Raw genomic sequence first — 20,113 nt, 5'->3', positions numbered from 1 at the left:
GGAATCGGGGAAGAATGCCGATCCGGTAGCAGAGGCTTTACTGCTTTTCATACCTCTATTCCATCATCGAGCACTGACAGTAATGACAAAATAGGGCCCCATTTAGGGCCCCCAGGAAAACTTTTTTCAACTATTTTTCAGCACCGGAATTCAGGCACCGCAGACCCAGTCCCGGACCGCCCGCTACCACCCGCCAAACCGTGAGATGTGGCGACCTGTTCGCCCTTTAGCTCACCAGATCTACCGTCTCGGCGAAGGAAGGGGTAAGGGATGGAAAGGGCAGCGGGGAGGCTGGCTAGGGCGTGTTGACGTCTAGCGGCGGCCACGCCCACCGGCACCGGGCTTCCGGCCGCGCGGGTTCTGCTTCTTACCCCCAGCTGCCGGCTTCTTGGGCCCACCGGCTTTCTGCGTGGGCTTTGAGGAACGCGCGGACGGTTGCTTTTTGCTTGCCGCCTTTTGCGCCTTCTTTTCCTTTTTCTCAGGTTCCTTGGCCGAGGGCTGCCGCGAGCTTCGTTCAGTGCGCCCCCTGACGATGCCGATGAACTCTTCGATGTCCTCGGCGGTGTTCTCTGAAAGCCAGGCCACGGCAATTGTGGTGGCCGGAACATCGAGAACGGGCCGGTGGACCGCGTCTTTGCGGGCGTAGAGGCGTGCAATCGACATGGGCACAATCACCACACCGGCACCCGTTGCCGCGAGTTCAATGGTGGCCTTCTCGCCACCATTGGCAATCACATCAAGGTGGTTCTCGGCGGCCAGTTCGGCGAGGGGAACCTCGTCGAACAGTGACAATTCGTGGTCCTTGCCCGCCACCACCACCGGCTGCTCCTCATAGAGGGGAATCACGCTGAGGCCTTCGCGGTCCACCGGGAGACGGACGAAACCGAGATCAACCGTGCCTGCGCGCAGAGCCTCCTCTTGGCTGGCGGCTTCATACTCACGCGTTTCCAGTGGTTTTGCTGGAAACCTGTCGCGCCACCGGCTGACCCATTTCCCGGGTGTCACACCGGGGACAAAGCCGACGGTGAGGACGCTGGGCTGGGGCTCGGACATCTGATCACACTAACCCACGGGAGGTCAGTAGCTTGCGGGCGAATCGTCGTCGGGCGCCGGAATGAACTGGGCAGCCAGGGCCTCCGACCCGCGAGCCAGCAGGGCGACGTCGGCACCCACCAGGATGAAACTGGCTCCGACATCCAGATAGTGGCGTGCGGTAGCGGGGTTGAAGGCGTTCACTCCGGCCGGTTTTCCGGCCTTCTGTGCCGCTGCGAGACAGTGTTCGACGGCGGCTCGCACCTCGGGGTGCTCCTGCTGGCCCAGCACGCCCATGGACGCAGCGAGGTCCGAGGGGCCAACGAAGATTGCGTCAACACCGTCAACGGCAAGGATCGCCTCGACGGCGGCGACGGCGGCGGTAGATTCGATCTGTACCGTCACGCTGATGGTCTCATCAGCCACGGCCAGATAATCGGGAACCCGGTTCCAGCGGGCAGCCCGCGCCAGCGCCGATCCAACACCCCGCACACCACCCGGCGGGTACCGGGTAGCCGCAACTGCTGCTTCAGCGTCAGCCACCGAGTGGACCATCGGGATCAGCAGATTTTGCACCCCCAGGTCCAGATACTGCTTGATGAGCACTGTGTCATTCACCGGGGGACGAACCATTGCGTGCACCGGGTAGCCGTGAACGGCCTGGAGCTGGGCAAGAATGGATTCCAGCCCATTTGGGCTGTGCTCAGCGTCGATGAGGAGCCAGTCCAGGCCAGCTCCTGCGCAGAGCTCGGCGATCAAGGGGCTTCCCGAGCACACCCACATGCCAGTTAGCGGCCGATCGGCCCCGGCGAGCGCTACACGAAACGTGTCATTTAGTGGAAGTGGCATGTCACTACTCCCAGCGGTCCGTAGTCGGCGTGGATAGTGTCACCCTTATTGACCCACAGTGGGCGGGTGAAGGACCCGGCGAGGATGATGTCACCGGCCTTCATACTGTCACCGTGGGCGGCAATCTTGTTGGCCAGCCAGTGAACACCGGCCGCCGGGTGGTCGAGCACTCCAGCTGCGACGCCGGTTTCCTCGACCGTCTGGTTCTTGTAAAGGATTGCCGCTACCCAACGGAGGTCGACGGCGTCCGGTCTCACCGGACGACCACCCACCACCATGGCGCCCATCGCCGCGTTGTCCGAAATGGTGTCAACGATGGTCCTACCCTCCATCTCGATCCGGGAATCCAGGATTTCAAGGGCGGGGACCACGTAGTCGGTGGCATTCAGTACGTCGAAGATGGTGCACCCTGGTCCCGACAGATCCTGCTTCAACACAAACGCCAGTTCCACTTCGACCCGCGGATGGGTGTACCGATCCCAGTCCACCGAGCAGCCGGTGTCCAACACCATATCGTCGAAGATGGCTCCGTAATCGGGTTCGGTGATGCCGGTGGCCGCCTGCATGGCCTTCGAGGTGAGGCCGATCTTGCGCCCCACCAGCGTTCGCCCGGCAGCCTCGTTGCGTTGACGCCACAGCTGCTGCACCGCGTAGGCGTCCTCAACGGTCATGTCCGGATAGCGGGCCGTCAGCCGCGGAACCGGGGTGCGGCTGCGCCCGGCTTCGACCAGCTCATCGGCAATGGCTTCAATTGTTGTGGCATCCAGCATGGCTACAGCTGCGCCCCCAACTTGAACCCCTGCTCGGCACCATCATCGTCTTTGCGGGTGTAGGAGAACCCGTCGGCACCGACCGTCACCGCCATTTCGCTCTTTTCCTCACGCACAATCACGGGCTGGGGATTCCCATCGAGATCCAGGACCAGCGAGGCTTCGCTGTACCAGGAGGGGACGACGGCGTTGCCCCACCAATCGCGGCGCTGGTTGTCGTGGACGTCCCACGTGACCGTAGGGTTGTCCGGGTCGCCGGTGTAGTAATCCTGGGTGTAGATCTCGATGCGGTGCCCGTCCGGGTCAAGGATGTAGAGGTAGAAAGCGTTGGACACGCCGTGCCGGCCGGGGCCGCGTTCAATCCGGTCCGAGATGCGCAGGGCGCCCATCTTGTCGCAGATCTGGATGATGTTGTGCTTCTCATGGGTGGCGAAGGCGACGTGGTGCATCCGTGGGCCGTTACCCCCGGTCAGTGCGGTGTCATGCACCGTCTGTTTACGGTGCATCCAGACCGCATAGCTCACGCCATCGGAATCCTGGATGTCCTCAGAGACCCGGAAGCCGAGGTCCTCGAGGTACTTGCGTCCCCGCGGTACGTCAGGGGTGACCTGGTTGAAATGATCCAGGCGCACCAGCTCGCCGGCAGAGTAGAGGTCGTAGCGCTGGGTGAGGCGCTCCACATGTTCGACGTCGTAGAAGAATTCGTAGGGGAAGCCAAGTGGGTCCTCGACGCGGACGGAATCGCCAATGCCCTTGGTGAACCCCTCCTTTCGGCGCTCCACCCGGCAACCAAGTTCCGTGTAATACGCCTCGGCGGCGTCCACTTCCGCCGGCGACTTGACCCGGTAGGCGAAGGCGGCGACGGCGGCCACCGGCCCCTTCCGCAACACCAGGTTGTGGTGGATGAACTCCTCAAGGGAGCGCAGGTAGATGTTGTTGTCGTCTTCTTCGGTGACGTGCAGACCGAGGACGTCGACGTAGAACTCACGCGACTTCACGAGGTCAGTTACGACGATTTCCATGTAGGCGCAACGGACAATGTCGGGGGCCGGAGCAGTGGGGGTGGGGACGAAGTTTGTCATGATGGTCTCTCTTCTTTGAGCAGGGCGCGGGGGAGGTGCCTGGGGAAGGGGGTCAGCCCTTGGGTGCGTCGTCGATGCTGCCGAACTTCGGAGTGTGGACAGCGCCGAGGCTGATATGAACTGCCTGCTGGTCGGTGTAGAAGTCGATTGACCGGTAGCCGCCCTCATGTCCCAGACCCGACGCTTTCACGCCGCCAAATGGAGTGCGAAGGTCGCGAACGTTGTGGCTGTTGAGCCAGACCATGCCAGCTTCAATGTCTTGGGAGAAGTTGTGGGCGCGGGTCAGGTTCTGCGTCCAAATGTAGGCGGCGAGCCCGTATTTGGTGTTGTTCGCGAGTGCCAGCGCTTCGTCGTCGTCTTCAAACGGGGTGATGGCGACGACCGGGCCGAAGATCTCCTCCTGGAAAATGCGTGCTTCAGGAGCGACGTCGGCGAACACGGTCGGTGCGATGTAGTTGCCCTCGGGCAGGTGGTCCGGCCGGCCTCCGCCAGCCAGCAGCCGCCCCTCCGACTTCCCAATCTCTACATAGGAGGCGACTTTCTCAAAATGCTCTGGGTGGACCAGCGCGCCGACCTCGGTCTTGGGATCGTGGGGATCGCCGACCACGATGGACTTGGCTCGGGCCGCGTACTTGTCGCAGAACTCGTCGTAGATGCCGCGTTCCACCAGAATGCGGGATCCGGCGGTGCAACGCTCACCATTCAAGGAGAAAACACCGAAGAGCGCCGAATCGATCGCCGCGTCCAGGTCCGCATCGGCGAAGACCACGCAGGGTGACTTCCCGCCGAGTTCCATGGACAGCCCCTTAAGGTTCTCGGCTGCATTACGGAAGATGGTCTGCCCGGTGGTCGTCTCACCGGTGAAGGAAATCAGGGGGACTTGTGGGTGCTTGACCAGCGCATCACCCGCTTCTTCGCCGAGGCCGTTGACCAGGTTGAACACCCCGTCGGGGAGGCCGGCGTCTTTGAATATCTGGGCCCACAGGGAGGCGGAGAGCGGCGTGAATTCGGCGGGCTTGAGGACCACGGTGTTGCCGGTGGCCAGTGCCGGTGCGAGTTTCCAGGATTCGAGCATGAACGGAGTGTTCCAGGGGGTGATCAGTCCGGCGACGCCGATCGGCTTCCGGTTCACGTAGTTGATCTGGGAACCCGGGACTTTCATGGCGTCGTCGAACTGAGCCACGATGAGGTCAGCGAAAAAACGGAAGTTCTCGGCTGCACGCAGGGCCTGGCCCTTCGCCTGGGTGATGGGCAACCCGGTGTCGAAGCTCTCCAGGTCGGCCAGGCGGGACTCCTGCGCCTCAACGGCGTCGGCGATTTTGTTGAGAACCCGGGCTCGCTCGCGGGGTTTCATCCGCGGCCACGGGCCGTTGACGAATGCCTCGCGTGCAGCGGCGACCGCGAGGTCAATGTCTTCCTTCTGCCCAGCGGCAGCGGTGGCGTAGTTGGTGTTGGACACCGGATCCTGCACGTCGAAGGTCTTCCCACTGACGGAATCGACAAACTTTCCGTTGATGTAGTGCTGGATGTGGGTGGGCAGGTCCTGCGGTACATAGTGGGTGGTTTCAGGGACGGTGGACGTCATGGTTTTCTTCCTGACTATTTGGTGGAGCTTATTCGATGGGAGCAGAGGCCTGCGCAAGGTAGGCGTCCAGGGTTGCGGAGCGGTGACGGCGGGCGGCGTGCTCGATGGTGTCGGCGTTGGCCGCCGATTCGATGAGCTGCAGCAGCGCCTCGTGTTCCAGGACAGATTCCTTGGCGCGCCCGGGAACGAACCTGAACGTGGACGACCGGAGCGCCGCCAGCCGGTTCCAGCCGCGGTGCACCAGATCAAGGATGTGCGGATTGGGGCAATGCTCAAACAAGATGCTGTGAAAGTCCTGGTTCAGTGCCGTGAAACGGACCGGGTCGAAATGGTCAAGGCACTCTCGCATCTGGGCGTTGACCGCGCGCGCCCGGGCTACCGCCACCGAATCGATCAGCGGTGCGGACAGGGCCGTCGCTGCCCCCTCGATGATGCTCAGAGTCTGCATCGTATACAAGTACTCGGTGGGGTCGATCCCGGAGACGGTGGCACCGACGTTGCGTTCAAACGTCACAAGACCTTCAGCCTCCAACCGCCTGATTGCCTCCCGGACCGGGACCACGCTGAAGCCAAGATCCTCAGCGATTTTCGCTAGCACCAGCCGGTATCCGGGTGAAAAGGAGCCTTCGATGATGCGGGATTTGATCGAGGTGTAGGCCCGCTCGGACTTACTTCCCGGTTCGACATCACCGCGCCTGGCCCCGCCACTGGTCTCGAGTGACGGAGCGACGACGGCGTCAGCCACGTGTTGCTCCGTCGGCGACCCACTGCACGTATTTCGCCCTCCAGTCGGCATTCATTGGGTAAAGCCCGTCCACACCGCTTCCCTGCTTGACCATTTCGAGGATGAACCTCTCTTCCTGCTCTTGCAGGATGCAGTCCTCAACGAGTTCCTCAGCAAGTGCCGGCGGGATGACGAGAATGCCGTCCGAGTCGGCCACGATGATGTCCCCTGGCTGGACGGTCGTTCCGCCGCACGCGATGGTGATATCGGTGTCCCATGGGATGTGGCGTCGACCCAGGACAGCCGGGTGGGGGTTGGCGAAGTAGGTCGGCATGTCGAGATCAGCAACAGCCGAATAGTCACGAACACCGCCATCAGTAATGATGGCGGCCGCTCCCCGGACCTGGGCTCGCATGGCCAGAATGTCCCCCACCGTGCCGGTACCCTTTTCGCCCCGCGCCTCCATGACGAGAATTTCGCCGTCGTTCACCGAGTCAATGGCGCGTTTCTGGGCGTTGAACCCACCACCGTGGGTGGTGAAGAGATCCTCCCGGTTGGGGACGAACCGGAGGGTGCGGGCCAGCCCCACCACTCGGCGGTCAGGGCGGGTTGCCTGCAACCCATCAATGCTCACATTGTTCAACCCACGCTTGCGCAGCTGTGAGGACAGCGTTGCGGTGGCGATGCCCTCCAGCTTCTTCTTCAATTCAGGTGCCAGCGCGTGGCTTACCGGTTCCAGCCCGGCTGCCTCGCGTGACCCATAGGCTTCTTCCCGCTGAGTGTCATCGGCTTTGGGTTGAGCGCCGAAGTCAGCGAACGGCGTCGTTCCCTCCGCCACGCAGGTCCTGAGTCGCCCGCTGCTGTAGGCACCGGCGGTGACCTCGATGTCTACCATGTCGTCCGGATTCGCCACCGACGCACCGGCCGGGGTGCCGGTCAAAATAATGTCCCCTACCTCCAGGGTGAGGAGCTGTGACAGATCGGCGACCAGCTGGGCGAAGGGAAACAGCAGGTCCTCAGTGGTGTCGTCCTGGACGAGTTCCTCGTTGTGCCAGGTGCGCACCCGCAGTGCAGTGGGATCGATGTCATTCGCTGGAATCAAACGTGGCCCAACCGGGGTGAATCCGTCGCCACCTTTGGAGCGAACGTTTGAACCCTTATCTGCGTAGCGGAGGTCGTAAACACCCAGGTCGTTGCTGGCGGTCACCCATTGGACGTGGCCCCACGCCTGAGCAGGGCTAACCCTGCGGGCGGCTGTGCCAATAATGAGAGCGATTTCGCCCTCGTAGCCGAGCAGCTCACAGCCCAGCGGACGAACAACGACACCGGGCGTCTCAAGCGATCCGAGCGAGAGGGACGAGGAGGGTTTCAGGAAGTAGGAAGGCTGCAGCGGAATACGTCCTCGCTGCGCGGCACGGCTGGGGTAGTTGATGTGAACCGCAATCACCTTCCGGGTGCGGGCCAGCAGTTCGGCACTCACGGCCTCGGTCGTGGACTCCATCGTCATATCGCGCTCCTCGTCGTCGTCGAACTCTCTCTCCGATTCCCAATGTACGAAATCGTATACGATATACTATCCACTGTGACCGGCACCACGTCAAGAGTCCATGATCATGGCACCCGTTGTGTCGCTGGTCATACCCGTCGTACAGTGTGAGCAGCGTCATTCGATTATCGGATTACGTGTTCAAATAAAGAACTTTCACAACGAAGTGAGCGAGGAAGACCGTGCATTTTCACCATCACGGCTACGTATCAGGTGACCCCCGCGTCCAGGTAGCGTCCGGCGTCGGTATCGATCGGCCGGACGAACTGCCCGACGAGGTTGACGTCCTGATTGTCGGCAGCGGCCCAGCCGGAATGCTCGCGGCCGCCCAGCTCTCCCAGTTCCCGGAGATCACTACGCGCATTGTGGAGCGCCGTCCCGGACGGCTAGCGATTGGTCAGGCAGATGGCATCCAGGCCCGAAGTGTTGAGACGTTCCAGGCGTTTGGTTTCGCCGAGCGTATTACCGCCGAGGCATACCGGATCACCGAGATGGCATTCTGGAAACCGGACCCCGCAGATCCCGCCCGTATTGTCCGGACCGCCCGCCCTCTCGATGACCCGGCAGGGGTCAGCGAATTTCCGCACCTGATCGTCAATCAGGCGCGCGTCCTCGATTATTTTGCCGAGTTCATGGCAAACTCCCCTACCCGGATGAAGCCTGACTACGGCCTGGACTTCATCGGGCTCGATGTTGCCAACGAGGGCGAATATCCCGTTGCTGTCACCCTCGCCCATACCGCTGGGCCGCTCGAAGGAACGCAGCGGTCGGTCAGGGCCAAGTACGTGATTGGCGCCGATGGCGCCCGGAGCAACGTCCGCAGCGCCATCGGCTGCACGCTCGCCGGCGACGCGGCGAATCACGCGTGGGGGGTCATGGACGTTCTTGCCGTCACCGACTTCCCAGACATTCGGCTGAAGTGCGCCATTCAGTCCGGTACTGGCGGGAGTATCCTCCTCATTCCCCGCGAGGGTGGTCACCTCTTCCGCATGTATGTGGATCTGGGTGATGTCGATGCGCACACCAAAGGGGAAATCCGCAGCACCACGATTGCTGAAATAATCGATAAGGCCAACGCGATCCTCCACCCCTACACCCTCGACGTCCGCAACGTCGCCTGGCATAGCGTCTATGAAGTCGGCCACCGCCTGACGGACCGCTTCGACGACGTCCTCCCCGAGGAGGTCGGCACCCGAACACCCCGGGTCTTCATCACCGGGGACGCCTGCCACACCCACAGCGCCAAGGCGGGCCAGGGAATGAACGTCTCGATGCAGGACGGATTCAATATCGCCTGGAAACTCGGACATGTCCTGGAGGGCCGCAGTGCTGATAACCTGCTCTCCACCTATTCCGCCGAACGCCAGGTAGTAGCCAAGAACCTGATTGACTTCGACAAGCAGTGGTCTTCGTTGATGGCCAAAAAACCAGAAGACTTTGAGGACCCCACGGAACTCGAAAACTTTTACACCAGCACCATGGAATTTCCCGCCGGATTCATGACCGAGTACCAGCCATCCATCATCGTCGGCCAGGCCACCCATCAGGAACTCGCCACCGGGTTCCCCATCGGCAAACGGTTCAAGTCCGCGCAGGTCGCCCGTGTTTGCGACACCAATCTGCTTCACCTGGGCCACCAGGCGACGGCCGACGGACGTTGGCGCGTCTACGTTTTCGCTGATGAACCGCTGCCAGGTGCACCATCGAAGGTGGCCACCTTCGCGGAATGGCTCGCCAATTCACCAGAGTCACCCCTCGCTGCAACTCCCGTGGGTGCTGACCAGGACGCGTGGTTCGATGTCAGGGTGATCTACCAGCAAGATCACCAAAGCCTGGACATCACCGCCGTTCCTGCGGTGTTCAAACCGCAGGTTGGACCCTTCAAGCTCAACTATCTGGAAAAGGTCTTCGGCGTTAACCCGGCCGAGGATATCTTCGACCTGCGGGGCGTAAGCCGGGACGGCGTCGTCGTCGTCGTTCGCCCGGATCAGTATGTAGCTCAGGTGCTGCCACTGACCGCGACTGCAGAGCTTGCCGGGTTCTTTGCAAAAATGCGCACCAGACGCGGTTGACGGTCGGCGGGGGCAGCTAGGGTTAAGGAATGACCCCCGCAAAAAGCCCCCAGACCATGAAACCCGCCACAGCGGCCAAGAAACTGGGAATCTACCTGCCAGCCTCTCCTCAAGAGTTCCAGGACAACGACGTTACCCGTGCGGAGTTCAACGAACTGCAGCAGAATCCGCCGGAATGGCTCGCGGAGCTCCGCCGCAACGGACCGCACCCCCGCCCAGTGGTAGCTCAGAAATTGGGCATTTCCATCAGCGGTCTGGCTCGTGGCGGGGTCACCGAACCGCTTACGACGCCGGACATCACCGCGCTGCTACAGGAGCCCCCGGCCTGGTTGGTAGCTGAACGCTCGACCCATGCGGCAGTCCGCAAACAGGATCTGATCACCAAGAATCTGCATGCCGAGAAGGCCGACCAGTAGGCCAAACCAGCTTGGCCGTGTCGACTTTTCGCGGGAATGAAGCATACTTACTATTATGCTTCATGCACAACCGCTCAACATTGCCGTGATGGCCCACCTGCACCACCCCATTGCCAGCCCATTTCCGGGTGGACTGGAAATGCATACTGCGCTGTTGACTGAAGAACTCACGGCTCGTGGACACTCGGTCACTCTTTTCGCCAAGGGTGGCAGCCACACCACAGGCACCGTGGTGCCCGTGCTTGACGCCAGGTTCCACTTCGCCAAGCATCCCGAGGGCCCAGCCCGTGACGCGCAGACACGCCACCTGGATGATGCTCACAACACCACCCTGAACCTGATTGACGAAGGCAATTTCGACGTCGTCATCAACAACTCTCTCAGCCCGCTACCGCATGCTGATCCGCCCACAGCCCCCATGTTGACCATTCTCCATACCCCTCTGCTACCGCGGGTGACTGCCGTCTTCGAGGCATCCGGCTACCGTCCCTCGCCTCGGCAACGGTTTGTCAGCGTTTCAGCGGCCAATGCACGGCAGTGGCGGAACCACCTCGACGACATCAGCATTGTTCACAACGGGATCCGGCTCGATGAATGGCATGCAGGAGTACTGACCCGCCGGCGCTCCAACACCGCAGTCTGGGCCGGCAGGATTACCCCCGAAAAAGGGTTGCACGTTGCGATCGAGGCCGCATCCCTCGCCGGAATGCGGATCCGCTTTGCCGGACCCATTAGTGATCAGGACTACTTCACCCGAACCATTGCGCCGTTACTGAGCGAATCAGTTCAGCACGTAGGTCACCTGAACCATGGCCAGCTGGCGTCTTTCCTCAGCTCCGGGACCGTCTTTATTGCTTCACCGTTGTGGGCGGAACCGTTCGGGCTAACCACAGTCGAAGCCATGGCATGCGGCACCCCAGTGGCGGCGCTTCCCTGCGGTGCGATGGCTGAGATTATTGACCAGCGCGGCGGAGTAGTGGCAGGCGGGTTCTCTGCTGCAGACCTTGCCTTGGCAATTGAACAGGCGCGCAGAGCGGACAGCACCGCGGTTCGGGCTTCTGCGGCACGGTTTGCAGCCGGCGTGATGATTGCCAACTATGAGCAGCACCTCGGTGAACTGGTGAATCAGGACATACTCTCCGACTCCGAGATGCTGGCATCCTAGGCCAGTGTTGATTCCCGTGTTGTCCCCCGTGTCGTCCCCCGTGTCGTCCCCATGACGACTCTCCCCCGCGTGGCCTACTACACCCACCACCACGGTTCGGGACACCTGCGCCACGCCCTGAACATCGCGCGCTTGCAGGTTGTCGATCTGTTGGTCACTGGATCCACCGAACCCGCCGGACTCAGGACAGTTCCGCATACCCGGTTTGCCCAGCTCACGACTGACACCGGGCCCGACGGCGAGCCATACCCGACACCCGAGGAACCATTTCTGCATTACACGCCCATCAATTCAGCGATCAGGAACCGATTCGCTGAGCTGCATGCTGCATGGCGAGACTTTGATCCGCAGGTAATCATTATTGATGTTTCGGCCGAGGCGGCAATCTTCGCCCGGCTCTGTGGGTATCCCGTCATCTACCGGCGCATGCCCGGGGATCGCTCCGATGCGGTGCATGAGCTGGCCTATGCGTCAGCTTCTGAGCTGGTTGCCTACTACCCCCGACGCCTTGAGGAATCCTCCTATCTCGAGGCATTTGGGCATCGGACCCAGTATCTGGGGATGCTTTCACCTACCGGCGGCGCTGAGACAGATTCGGCAAAGCCAGGCGGCAGGATCATCACTGTGCAGACCAGCCTGGGTGGCAACGGTGTAAATCTCGGTGATCTTGTCCAGGCCGCTCGATCCTGCCCCTCCTGGCAATGGAACGTGGCAGGGCTGAGCACCGGGAGCATTGAGCTGCCGCCCAATGTTCGCCTGCTTGGCGTTCTGAAGGATCCCGCCCAGGAACTCGCCGCCGCAGACATCATCATCACCTCCGCGGGATACCACGCCGTTGCAGCGGCGGCCGCAGCTGGTCGCCCCACCATCCTGGTGCCGGAGGAAAGACCGTTCGGTGAGCAGGCCGCCTTTGCGCGGGCGTTGGCCATCACAGCGGGGATTCCAATGGCTGAGAGCTGGTCGGATGTCAGCTGGCCGGATCTCCTCCGCCAGGCGGCGGCATCGGATGCGAACGCCCTGCGGAAGGCCTTGTTCGTCAGCCAGGAGAGTTTCAAGGTGGGGTTGTTGGATCTGGTGTCGAAAGCGTCGGGAGCTGGCTCTTAGTTGACTGGGTCAGACTCGGCAGGTTCTGGATCGGATGGTATCTAGTAGGGCGCATTCACGCGAGCGGCAGCAACGTCGTCGTCAGTGGGGTGCTTCAGTACATCGATTCCCTCAGCATCGGCGTTCCAGCCGATGTACCCAGCGGCCGCAAACGCCGACAGCCATCCGGTCATTGGCCACAGTCCCCATTTGTGGTGAAACACCAGGCTATTGGCAACTATGTCAGTGAAGTGCTGCAGGGGTGGGCTGGTGACCCCATGATGCTGGTGGAACATGGTGGCGGCTGAGAAGGAAAGGATGACCCCCCTCTCACGGGCAGTGAAGGAAAAGTCGGTGTCTTCCCCGCCGTACCCAGTGAAGGATTCATCAAACCCGCCTATCAGGGTGAAATCGTCGGCCGCTACCGCGAAACCCAGAGACCAAAACAGCTCATACTTCTCAGTTGCGGCGGGGGGCTCGCCATCAGCGGGTGCCAACATGGTGCGGGCATGGTGCGGGATCGAGGCACGCATTAGTCCGGCGTCGCAATCATCCATCGGAAACCCGGCCTCGCTTAGATAGCGGGGTTGGGCCATCACCAGACCACCCAAACTATCGAGGTCCCGCATCAAGGTTTCACAGAGCCTGGTGGCAGGTATGCAGTCAACATCCAGAAAAACCAAAGTATCAGTGGAAGCCGCTGCAGCGGCGGCATTCCGTGCAGCCGCAAGGTTCAAAGTCCCAGACCCGGATGCCGGAAGATGAACCAGACGTAATGGGATTGCGGTGTCCAGTGGAGTGGGGTTGGGCTGACCCATATACACAACGACCAGCTCTGCAGGCGTACGGGTTGAACGATTCAACCCAATCACAAGGTTCGCGAGATGTTTATCGCGGTTGGCGCTGATCACGAGGACCGAAAAGTCCCGGGTAGATGTAGTTCTCAAGAGGCAACTGGTTCGATTAGTTGGGGCCCATTGTTGCGGACCGATCCGACGGCGTTGCCAACTACCCGGGGGACAAGTTTCGGTTCCGGAATGGCGTCAATCAGTGCCTGCACGTCGGAACTACCGGTCATTTTTGGGTTAAGCCAGTCTGAATACAGGTCTGCCGGAAGGATGAGTGGTGTCCGGTCATGAATATGACCGAGGGTGTCGCTGGCGGTCGTGGTGATAATGGTGCAACTGCGCAACCACTTGTCCTGATGGTCCTCGGGAAGGGTTGGATCCGGCCAGTATTCGTATAAGGCGGCGAAAGCTAGCATGTCGCTGGTTTGGCCGTGGAGGTAGATGGGAATTTTACCCTCGGGACCCTTCTCCCACTCGTAATACCCGTTGGCCATCACGATGCCCCTGCGCCGGGAGGCAGCGGTGCGGAAGGATGGTTTCTCAAGGATGGTCTCGGCCCGGGCATTGATCAAGGGGGGACCTTTTTTGGGGTCTTTCATCCAGGAAGGTACCAGCCCCCACCGTGCTGTGGTGAGCCGTCTAGTGGGTGTTTCACCTGTGTCGTCGAGTCGTTCCATGAGAAGTCTCACGGTGTCAGTGGGCGCCACATTGTAGGAAGGCTCAGGTAGATCCTTATCCACGAAATCAACGTCAAATAGGTCTATCAGGTCCCGGTCAGATCCCGCCACCACAAAACGTCCGCACATGAGGATAGGGTACTCCGGGGTAGCTTCAAACCTCATTCCCGGGGTGCCTGAGGACCAAACCAACCGATTGACTTAATCGAACATATCTTCGAATATTAAGGGGTGACTGCACTAGCAATAAGCCCCCGGATGTCCCCGGGCACCACCCTGGATCAGGACCTGCTGGTACCTGAACTTGCTGGTCAGCTGCGCAGCGAGTCGGGGTTGCAGGAAAAGATCAATCAGATGCAGGGAAGCCGGTTGGGCTCACGGCGTTTACCCACCATTCCCGCTCTGGGACGGATCCTTCCCGGTGGAGGATTGATGGCGGGAGCGGCTTACTCGGTTGAGAACTCCACCACGCTGGCAATGGCATTGCTTGCTGGCCCCTCGGGTTCAGGCGCGTGGTGCAGCGTGATAGGTATCCCTGATTTCAATGTAGAAGCTGCAGCAAATCTGGGCATTGATCTAGACCGTCTTATTCTTATCCCCCACCTCGACGGCCAGTGGCTCACTGTGACTGCGGCAATGGTGGATGTGGTGTCAATCATTTTGACCACCGCGCCGGCAACTATTACCAGCACCGATGCTGCTCGGCTGCGGGCACGGTTAAGGCAACGGGGAGCAGCGCTCATTACCATCGGAGCCTGGCCACAGAGTGAGGCGGTACTCAGTGTCTCCGACAATCAGTGGGGCGGGTTGGGAACCGGATCAGGTCATTTGCAAACCCGCAGGTTGAAAGTCACTGCCAAAGGGAACAACGGTCGGTCACGGAGCTCTGAACTTTCACTCACTGAACTTCAGCAACGCACCTGGCCTCAACTCAATACTGCTGACAGCAGGACTATTGATCAGCGCTTCGTCCCCCAGGTGGTTGGCGCTTGATGAAGCTGCAAACACCCTCTCAAACACTCAGGCAGGGTGCCACCAGGATCATGATGCTCTGGTGTCCCGACTGGCCCATCGCTGCTGCCCTGCGCGAGCTGAACCTCCCTATCGATGCATCACTAGCCCTGGTCGATAAAGGTGAGGTCTATGCCTGTTCGCCAGCGGCGCGGTCTGAAGGTGTAAAACGCAGGCTCAGGGTCCGTGAGGCTCAGGCACGGTGTGCTGACCTCCTCGTTGAGCAATATGACCCTGCCCTCGATGAACGGGTTTTTGAACCTGTGGTCTCAGCAATTGAAAAGATTATGCCCGGAGTTCAACTGTTACGCCCTGGTTTATGCGCCATCCCTGCACAGGGGCCGAGCCGGTATTACGGCGGTGAAACCGCAGCGGCATCGGTTCTGCTCTCCACTCTCTCGACCCTTGGACTAACCAACGCCAGGATCGGTGTTGCTGATTCACCGTTCGCTGCAGAGCATGCAGCCCGTGCCACTGAGGTGTTGGAGGGCGCTGAACAGGACGCCATCTGGGTTGTTCCACCTGGCGAATCAGCCCAGTTTTTGAGCTCTTTTCCGCTGGAAGTGTTGGCCGAACCAAAACTCGCAGTTTTGTTGCGACGATTGGGAATCAAGACACTCGGTGACTTTTCAGCGCTTGCTGCTGGAGACGTTAGGAACCGGTTCGGCGTTGAAGGTGCAATCGCCCATCGGAAGGCCAGCGGACTTGATCATCACTCAGTGGTGGTGCGTAAGCCACCACCGGAATTGGACGTCCTTGTTGACTTCGAACCAGCCTTGGTACGAATTGATCAGTTGGCGTTTGCTTTCCGCACCTCCGCGGACCGATTCGTGGACCGGTTGAGTGATTCCGGCCTGGTTTGCACAGTGGTCAGGGTGGTGTTGCACTCTGAATCCGGTGAAGTTTCAGACCGGTTGTGGCGTCATCCACGATGGTTCGATGCCGATGACATTCTTGATCGGGTTAGGTGGCAGCTGCAGGGTGGCGGACTGATTGAGCATGGTCTTCAATCAGGTATCACCCGAGTGCAAACCATTCCTGACACTGTCGAGGATCTAGGCGACCATGCTGATGGCCTGTGGGGTACCGGACCTGACGAAGGCGTCCACAACGGGTTGGCCCGCGTCCAAGGCATGTTGGGTCATGGAGCCGTACTGACAGCGATGATTGCTGGTGGCCGGATGCTCAAAGATCGCAGAGTGCTCATTCCGTGGGGGGATTCTTCAGGCAGCAATCCAATAGCGGTGAGGGCTGCCCGGCAGTTGCCCTGGCCCGGCAAGTTGCCCGGACCAGCACCAGCTACAGTCTTTGACTCCCCTCGTGAAGTGCGTGTGATCGACGATAGTGGTCACAGCGTTGACGTTGACACTCGAGGAATGCTCACCCGTGCGCCAGCGCAATTCACACCACCAGGTTCACCCGCCAAGCAGCGCCTGGTACATCACTGGGCCGGACCATGGCCCATCAACGAACGGTGGTGGGACTCCTCAGGGCGGGCTCTCAACCGTTTTCAACTGGTGGATGAGACGGGTGCTGCCTGGCTATTACTCCTGGAAGACCACCAGTGGTGGGCAGAAGCCAGCTATGACTAGAGCAGCCATCACCTTATGGGAAACGGGAGGCCACTGTGGGGTGGAGTAACCCCCCGATCTCGTGGTCAGAATTTGAGCGGACCCTCTCCGATCGAAGCAGGCCCGGTGCACCACCTGCTGGAGCTGATGGTGGTGATAGTCCCGCATGGTCACCGAAACGGCAGCCATATCGTTTGCCTACCACGACGCCCCCCGAACCAGGTGGTCCGCTGGTTCCCTACGCGGAACTGCATGTCCACTCGAACTTCAGTTTTCTGGATGGTGCCTCCAGCCCGGAACAACTGGTCGAGGAAGCCAACCGGTTGCGCCTGAACGGACTGGCACTGACCGATCACGATGGATTGTACGGGGTGGTGCGTCTCGCTGAAGCTGCAGAAAAGTTCCCGCAATTGAGCACTGTCTATGGCACTGAACTCTCCCTGGACCTTTCCAAACCACAAAATGGCGAACCGGATCCCGAGGGTAGCCATCTGTTGATTCTGGCCCGCGGAACCGAGGGATACCGGACGTTGGCTGGTGCCATCACTGCAGCGCAATTGGCTGAAGGAGCCGAGAAAGGCAAGCCCCGCTACAACCTTGAAAGGCTGGCCGAACAGGCGTCAGGAAATTGGCTGATTCTCACCGGCTGCCGTAAAGGGTCAGTCCGTCAAGCATTGGTGCGCAATGGAGAGCGAGGGGCCCGAGACGCCGTCGGGCAGTTGGTTGAACTGTTTGGCAAGGACAACGTTGTCGTTGAACTCTCGGATCAGGGAAACCCACTGGATAGTTCGATCAACGATGCGTTGGCGTCAGTGGCATCAGGGTTGAAACTCCCAGTCATTGCCACCAACAACGTGCACTATGCCTCACCTGAACAGCATCGGCTAGCTACGGCTCTGGCTGCGGTGCGCGCCAGGAGAAGCCTTGATGAAATGGATGGTTGGTTACCCGCGGCAGGTTCAGCTCATCTTCGTAGTGGGGCTGAAATGGCTGCCAGGTTCGCTGCCTATCCCGGTGCTATCGAACGGACTGTGGACCTCGCCGACGATCTGGCGTTCAGGTTGCGGAGCGTCAAACCGGGTTTGCCTAATCTTGCCCTCCCCGACGGTCACACCCAGATGAGCTATTTGCGGAAACTGGTGTGGCAAGGTGCAGACAAGTTTTATCCAGGCCGGCGTGACGTGGTGGAGCGGATCGAAAAGGAACTGGAGGTTATTGAGAGCAAGAATTTCCCGGGCTACTTCCTGATTGTTCACGACCTGGTTCACTTTGCGCGGAGCGAGGGCATCCTCTGTCAGGGCCGCGGTTCGGCAGCGAACTCCGCAGTCTGCTACCTGCTGGAGATCACAGCAGTTGATTCGATTCTGTACAACCTGCCATTTGAACGTTTTCTCTCCAGCATGCGGGACGAGGAACCGGACATTGACGTCGACTTCGATTCCGATCGCCGGGAGGAAGTCATCCAGTATGTGTACAACAAATACGGACGATTCAATGCCGCCCAGGTGGCCAATGTGATCACCTACCGGCCAAAATTTGCTGTTCGTGACATGGCCAAGGCCCTCGGCCACAGCCCCGGACAGCAGGATGCCTGGTCCAAGCAGATTGAACGTTGGGGTGGCCTCGTGTCCAGTGACGATCATGACATCCCGGAAGCAGTCGTTCACCTTGCCCAAAGTGTCCTCAAGTTTCCTCGACATCTTGGGATTCATTCCGGCGGGATGGTGCTTACCGATCGGCCGGTAGGCGAAGTCTGTCCCATTGAACATGGACGAATGGAAGACCGCACTGTCCTGCAGTGGGACAAGGACGATTGCGCCTGGATGGGATTGGTGAAGTTCGACTTGTTGGGGCTGGGCATCCTTGCAGCCATCCAATACAACTTCGACCTCGCGGAGAAACACTTTGGTGAGTCCTGGGATCTGCACACCATTCCAAAGGAGGAGCAGGGCGTCTACGACATGCTTTGCTTCGCCGATTCCATTGGGGTGTTCCAGGTGGAAAGCCGAGCTCAAATGGGGATGCTCCCCCGTCTGCAACCCCGAAGGTTTTATGACCTGGTGATAGAAGTAGCCCTGGTCCGGCCCGGCCCCATTCAGGGTGGCGCTGTACACCCCTTCATTAAACGCAAACTGGGGGAAGAGCCGGTCACCTACCTCCACCCCAAACTGGAACCGGTGTTGGAAAGGACCCTTGGGGTACCCCTGTTTCAGGAACAGCTCATGCAGATGGCAATGGTGGTGGGGAATTGCTCCGGAGCAGATGCTGATCAGTTGCGCCGGGCGATGGGGTCCAAACGTGGTCTTGAACGCATTGATACGTTGCGGGACAAGCTGTACGCGGGGATGGCATCAAACGGCATCACCGGAGAGACAGCCGATTCGATTTACCTCAAGATCCAGGCCTTCGCTAATTTCGGTTTCGCTGAGAGCCACTCCATCAGCTTCGCCTTACTGGTCTACGTCAGTGCCTGGCTGAGACTTCACTATCCCGGGGCATTCCTTGCCTCACTGTTGCGGGCCCAGCCTATGGGCTTCTACTCACCGCAGACCCTTGTTGCCGATGCCCGCCGTCACGGGGTGAAGGTACACCGGCCGGACCTGCTGCTTTCAGGAATCCACGCGGATCTTGAGCCTCTCACTGGACCTGCGAACTCCTCCACCGGACAAGCTACAGGCATGGATTCCTGCTGCCACCAGAATCAGCCCCCCGTAGGTCCTTTTGACAGGTCCATCCCCTTTGATTCGACACTGCACCGAAGGGATGCCCACTTCGCAGTCCGGCTGGGTCTGGACAGCGTCCAGACAATTGGGACTCGTGTTGCAGAACAAATTGTTTCCGAGCGCATCGCCAATGGCGGCTATGCGGATATGGCAGATCTGGCACGGCGCACTGAACTCAACTCCAGCCAACTTGAGTCCCTGGCAGCTGCTGGAGCCTTCGAATCTATGGGGCTTACAGAGCGGGAGGCTCTTTGGAATGCCGGCCCGGCAGCCACTGAGCGAGCGGGCCAATTGAAAGGCACCACTGTCTACATCCAGCCACCGCTATTCCCCGACCTCACTGCTGCAGACCGGGTAGCCTCAGACCTCTGGTCAACTGGCATCACACCCGACGATCACCCGGTTCGTCACATCAGAGCAACTCTGGTCAAACGCGGTGTTTTGACTGCAGCTGACCTGCTGCAGGCTGAGCCAGGACGCAGGGTGGAGGTTGGTGGTGTGGTTACTCACCGGCAGCGACCCGCCACGGCAAGCGGAATCACCTTCATGAATCTGGAAGATGAAACAGGGCTGGTGAACGTCATCTGCTCTGTGGGGGTGTGGCAGCGATACCGGCGCATTGCCCGGGAAGCAAGCGGTGTCCTGGTCCGGGGCATGCTGGAGCGCTCCACGGAAGGAATAGTCAATATTGTGGCTGACAAGTTTGAGGTGTTGACAATGAAGGCGACCACAAAGTCGCGAGACTTTCAGTAGCTGCCGTCCCCGAGAACCCGGAACTACTCCCACAACTTCTCGTTAACGAGAAAGACCCCCGGATAACCGGGGGTCTAAACCGTGCGCGAGGGGGGATTTGAACCCCCACACCCTTTCGGATACTGGCACCTGAAGCCAGCGCGTCTGCCGTTCCGCCACTCGCGCGCAACCACTCCAAAACACTTCAACAAACCAGTCGAAGACCT

16 protein-coding genes and 1 tRNA gene are annotated in these 20,113 nt (G+C 60.2%); 7 read left to right on the top strand and 10 right to left on the bottom strand.

Annotated elements, in window-relative coordinates:
* Nucleotides 1-312: 312 nt before the first annotated feature.
* From DDA93_RS03255 to DDA93_RS03225, 7 genes are read right to left on the bottom strand one after another with little or no spacing between them, the layout of a single operon-like run.
* Nucleotides 313-1,053 (bottom strand): LysR family substrate-binding domain-containing protein, encoded by a 741-nt coding sequence (locus tag DDA93_RS03255; RefSeq protein WP_019482012.1) that lies wholly within the window; start codon nucleotides 1,051-1,053, stop codon nucleotides 313-315.
* Nucleotides 1,054-1,077: 24 nt separating this feature from the next.
* Nucleotides 1,078-1,881, bottom strand: coding sequence for an HpcH/HpaI aldolase/citrate lyase family protein (locus DDA93_RS03250; protein ID WP_165802558.1), 804 nt, complete (start codon nucleotides 1,879-1,881; stop codon nucleotides 1,078-1,080).
* The gene (gene hpaH, locus DDA93_RS03245) at nucleotides 1,866-2,651 is read right to left on the bottom strand and encodes a 2-oxo-hept-4-ene-1,7-dioate hydratase (protein WP_116778051.1); all 786 of its coding nucleotides are present in this window, start codon (nucleotides 2,649-2,651) and stop codon (nucleotides 1,866-1,868) included. Before hpaH ends, DDA93_RS03250 begins: the two co-directional genes overlap by 16 nt.
* A gap of 2 nt (nucleotides 2,652-2,653) precedes the next feature.
* On the bottom strand, nucleotides 2,654-3,733 hold the full coding sequence (hpaD, locus tag DDA93_RS03240; protein ID WP_116778050.1) for a 3,4-dihydroxyphenylacetate 2,3-dioxygenase: 1,080 nt from the start codon (nucleotides 3,731-3,733) through the stop codon (nucleotides 2,654-2,656).
* A 52-nt stretch (nucleotides 3,734-3,785) separates the two neighbouring features.
* Nucleotides 3,786-5,318, bottom strand: coding sequence for a 5-carboxymethyl-2-hydroxymuconate semialdehyde dehydrogenase (gene hpaE / locus DDA93_RS03235; protein ID WP_116778049.1), 1,533 nt, complete (start codon nucleotides 5,316-5,318; stop codon nucleotides 3,786-3,788).
* 28 nt (nucleotides 5,319-5,346) lie between these two features.
* Nucleotides 5,347-6,063 (bottom strand): GntR family transcriptional regulator, encoded by a 717-nt coding sequence (locus tag DDA93_RS03230; protein ID WP_019482017.1) that lies wholly within the window; start codon nucleotides 6,061-6,063, stop codon nucleotides 5,347-5,349.
* Nucleotides 6,056-7,549: a fumarylacetoacetate hydrolase family protein gene (locus tag DDA93_RS03225; RefSeq protein WP_116778048.1), complete on the bottom strand. Its 1,494-nt coding sequence runs from the start codon at nucleotides 7,547-7,549 to the stop codon at nucleotides 6,056-6,058. The genes DDA93_RS03230 and DDA93_RS03225 overlap by 8 nt, the downstream gene beginning before the upstream one ends.
* A 221-nt stretch (nucleotides 7,550-7,770) precedes the next feature.
* Between DDA93_RS03225 and DDA93_RS03220 the strand changes: the two genes are divergently transcribed.
* Genes DDA93_RS03220 through DDA93_RS03205 form a run of 4 tightly spaced genes read left to right on the top strand, consistent with a single transcriptional unit; the run spans nucleotide 7,771 to nucleotide 12,345 of the window.
* Complete coding sequence (locus DDA93_RS03220) at nucleotides 7,771-9,660, top strand: FAD-binding monooxygenase (protein ID WP_116778047.1); 1,890 nt, start codon at nucleotides 7,771-7,773, stop codon at nucleotides 9,658-9,660.
* Nucleotides 9,661-9,689: 29 nt separating this feature from the next.
* Nucleotides 9,690-10,076 carry a DUF5997 family protein gene (locus tag DDA93_RS03215; protein WP_026040977.1) on the top strand — a complete coding sequence of 129 codons (387 nt, stop codon included), beginning with the start codon at nucleotides 9,690-9,692 and terminating at the stop codon, nucleotides 10,074-10,076.
* A 55-nt stretch (nucleotides 10,077-10,131) separates the two neighbouring features.
* Nucleotides 10,132-11,241, top strand: coding sequence for a glycosyltransferase (locus DDA93_RS03210; RefSeq protein WP_116778046.1), 1,110 nt, complete (start codon nucleotides 10,132-10,134; stop codon nucleotides 11,239-11,241).
* A 51-nt stretch (nucleotides 11,242-11,292) separates the two neighbouring features.
* Nucleotides 11,293-12,345, top strand: coding sequence for a glycosyltransferase (locus tag DDA93_RS03205; protein ID WP_116778045.1), 1,053 nt, complete (start codon nucleotides 11,293-11,295; stop codon nucleotides 12,343-12,345).
* 41 nt (nucleotides 12,346-12,386) lie between these two features.
* Here DDA93_RS03205 and DDA93_RS16630 read toward each other — a convergent pair whose 3' ends face one another.
* Entirely contained in the window at nucleotides 12,387-12,920 is a 534-nt protein-coding gene (locus DDA93_RS16630; protein ID WP_243400495.1) for a galactosyltransferase-related protein, read from the bottom strand.
* Nucleotides 12,921-13,267: 347 nt separating this feature from the next.
* Nucleotides 13,268-13,978, bottom strand: coding sequence for an SOS response-associated peptidase (locus DDA93_RS03195; protein ID WP_116778043.1), 711 nt, complete (start codon nucleotides 13,976-13,978; stop codon nucleotides 13,268-13,270).
* A gap of 102 nt (nucleotides 13,979-14,080) precedes the next feature.
* On the opposite strand from DDA93_RS03195, the gene DDA93_RS03190 reads away from it, so the two are divergent.
* Genes DDA93_RS03190 through DDA93_RS03180 form a run of 3 tightly spaced genes read left to right on the top strand, consistent with a single transcriptional unit; the run spans nucleotide 14,081 to nucleotide 19,907 of the window.
* Nucleotides 14,081-14,842 (top strand): hypothetical protein, encoded by a 762-nt coding sequence (locus DDA93_RS03190; RefSeq protein WP_237742147.1) that lies wholly within the window; start codon nucleotides 14,081-14,083, stop codon nucleotides 14,840-14,842.
* A complete protein-coding gene (locus tag DDA93_RS03185; protein WP_116778042.1) occupies nucleotides 14,842-16,452 on the top strand; it encodes a DNA polymerase Y family protein in 1,611 nt (536 codons plus the stop codon). The genes DDA93_RS03190 and DDA93_RS03185 overlap by 1 nt, the downstream gene beginning before the upstream one ends.
* A 35-nt stretch (nucleotides 16,453-16,487) precedes the next feature.
* Nucleotides 16,488-19,907 carry an error-prone DNA polymerase gene (locus DDA93_RS03180; protein WP_116778041.1) on the top strand — a complete coding sequence of 1,140 codons (3,420 nt, stop codon included), beginning with the start codon at nucleotides 16,488-16,490 and terminating at the stop codon, nucleotides 19,905-19,907.
* Nucleotides 19,908-19,989: 82 nt separating this feature from the next.
* Here the strand turns inward: DDA93_RS03180 and DDA93_RS03175 are convergent.
* Nucleotides 19,990-20,072 (bottom strand) — tRNA-Leu (locus DDA93_RS03175).
* Between the last annotated feature and the right edge of the window lie 41 nt (nucleotides 20,073-20,113).

This window comes from Arthrobacter sp. Bz4, assembly GCF_003075455.1.
Taxonomy (GTDB): Bacteria; Actinomycetota; Actinomycetes; order Actinomycetales; family Micrococcaceae; genus Arthrobacter_D.
Note: the sequence above shows the minus strand (reverse complement) of the source record. Positions and strands in the feature narration are given on the sequence as shown.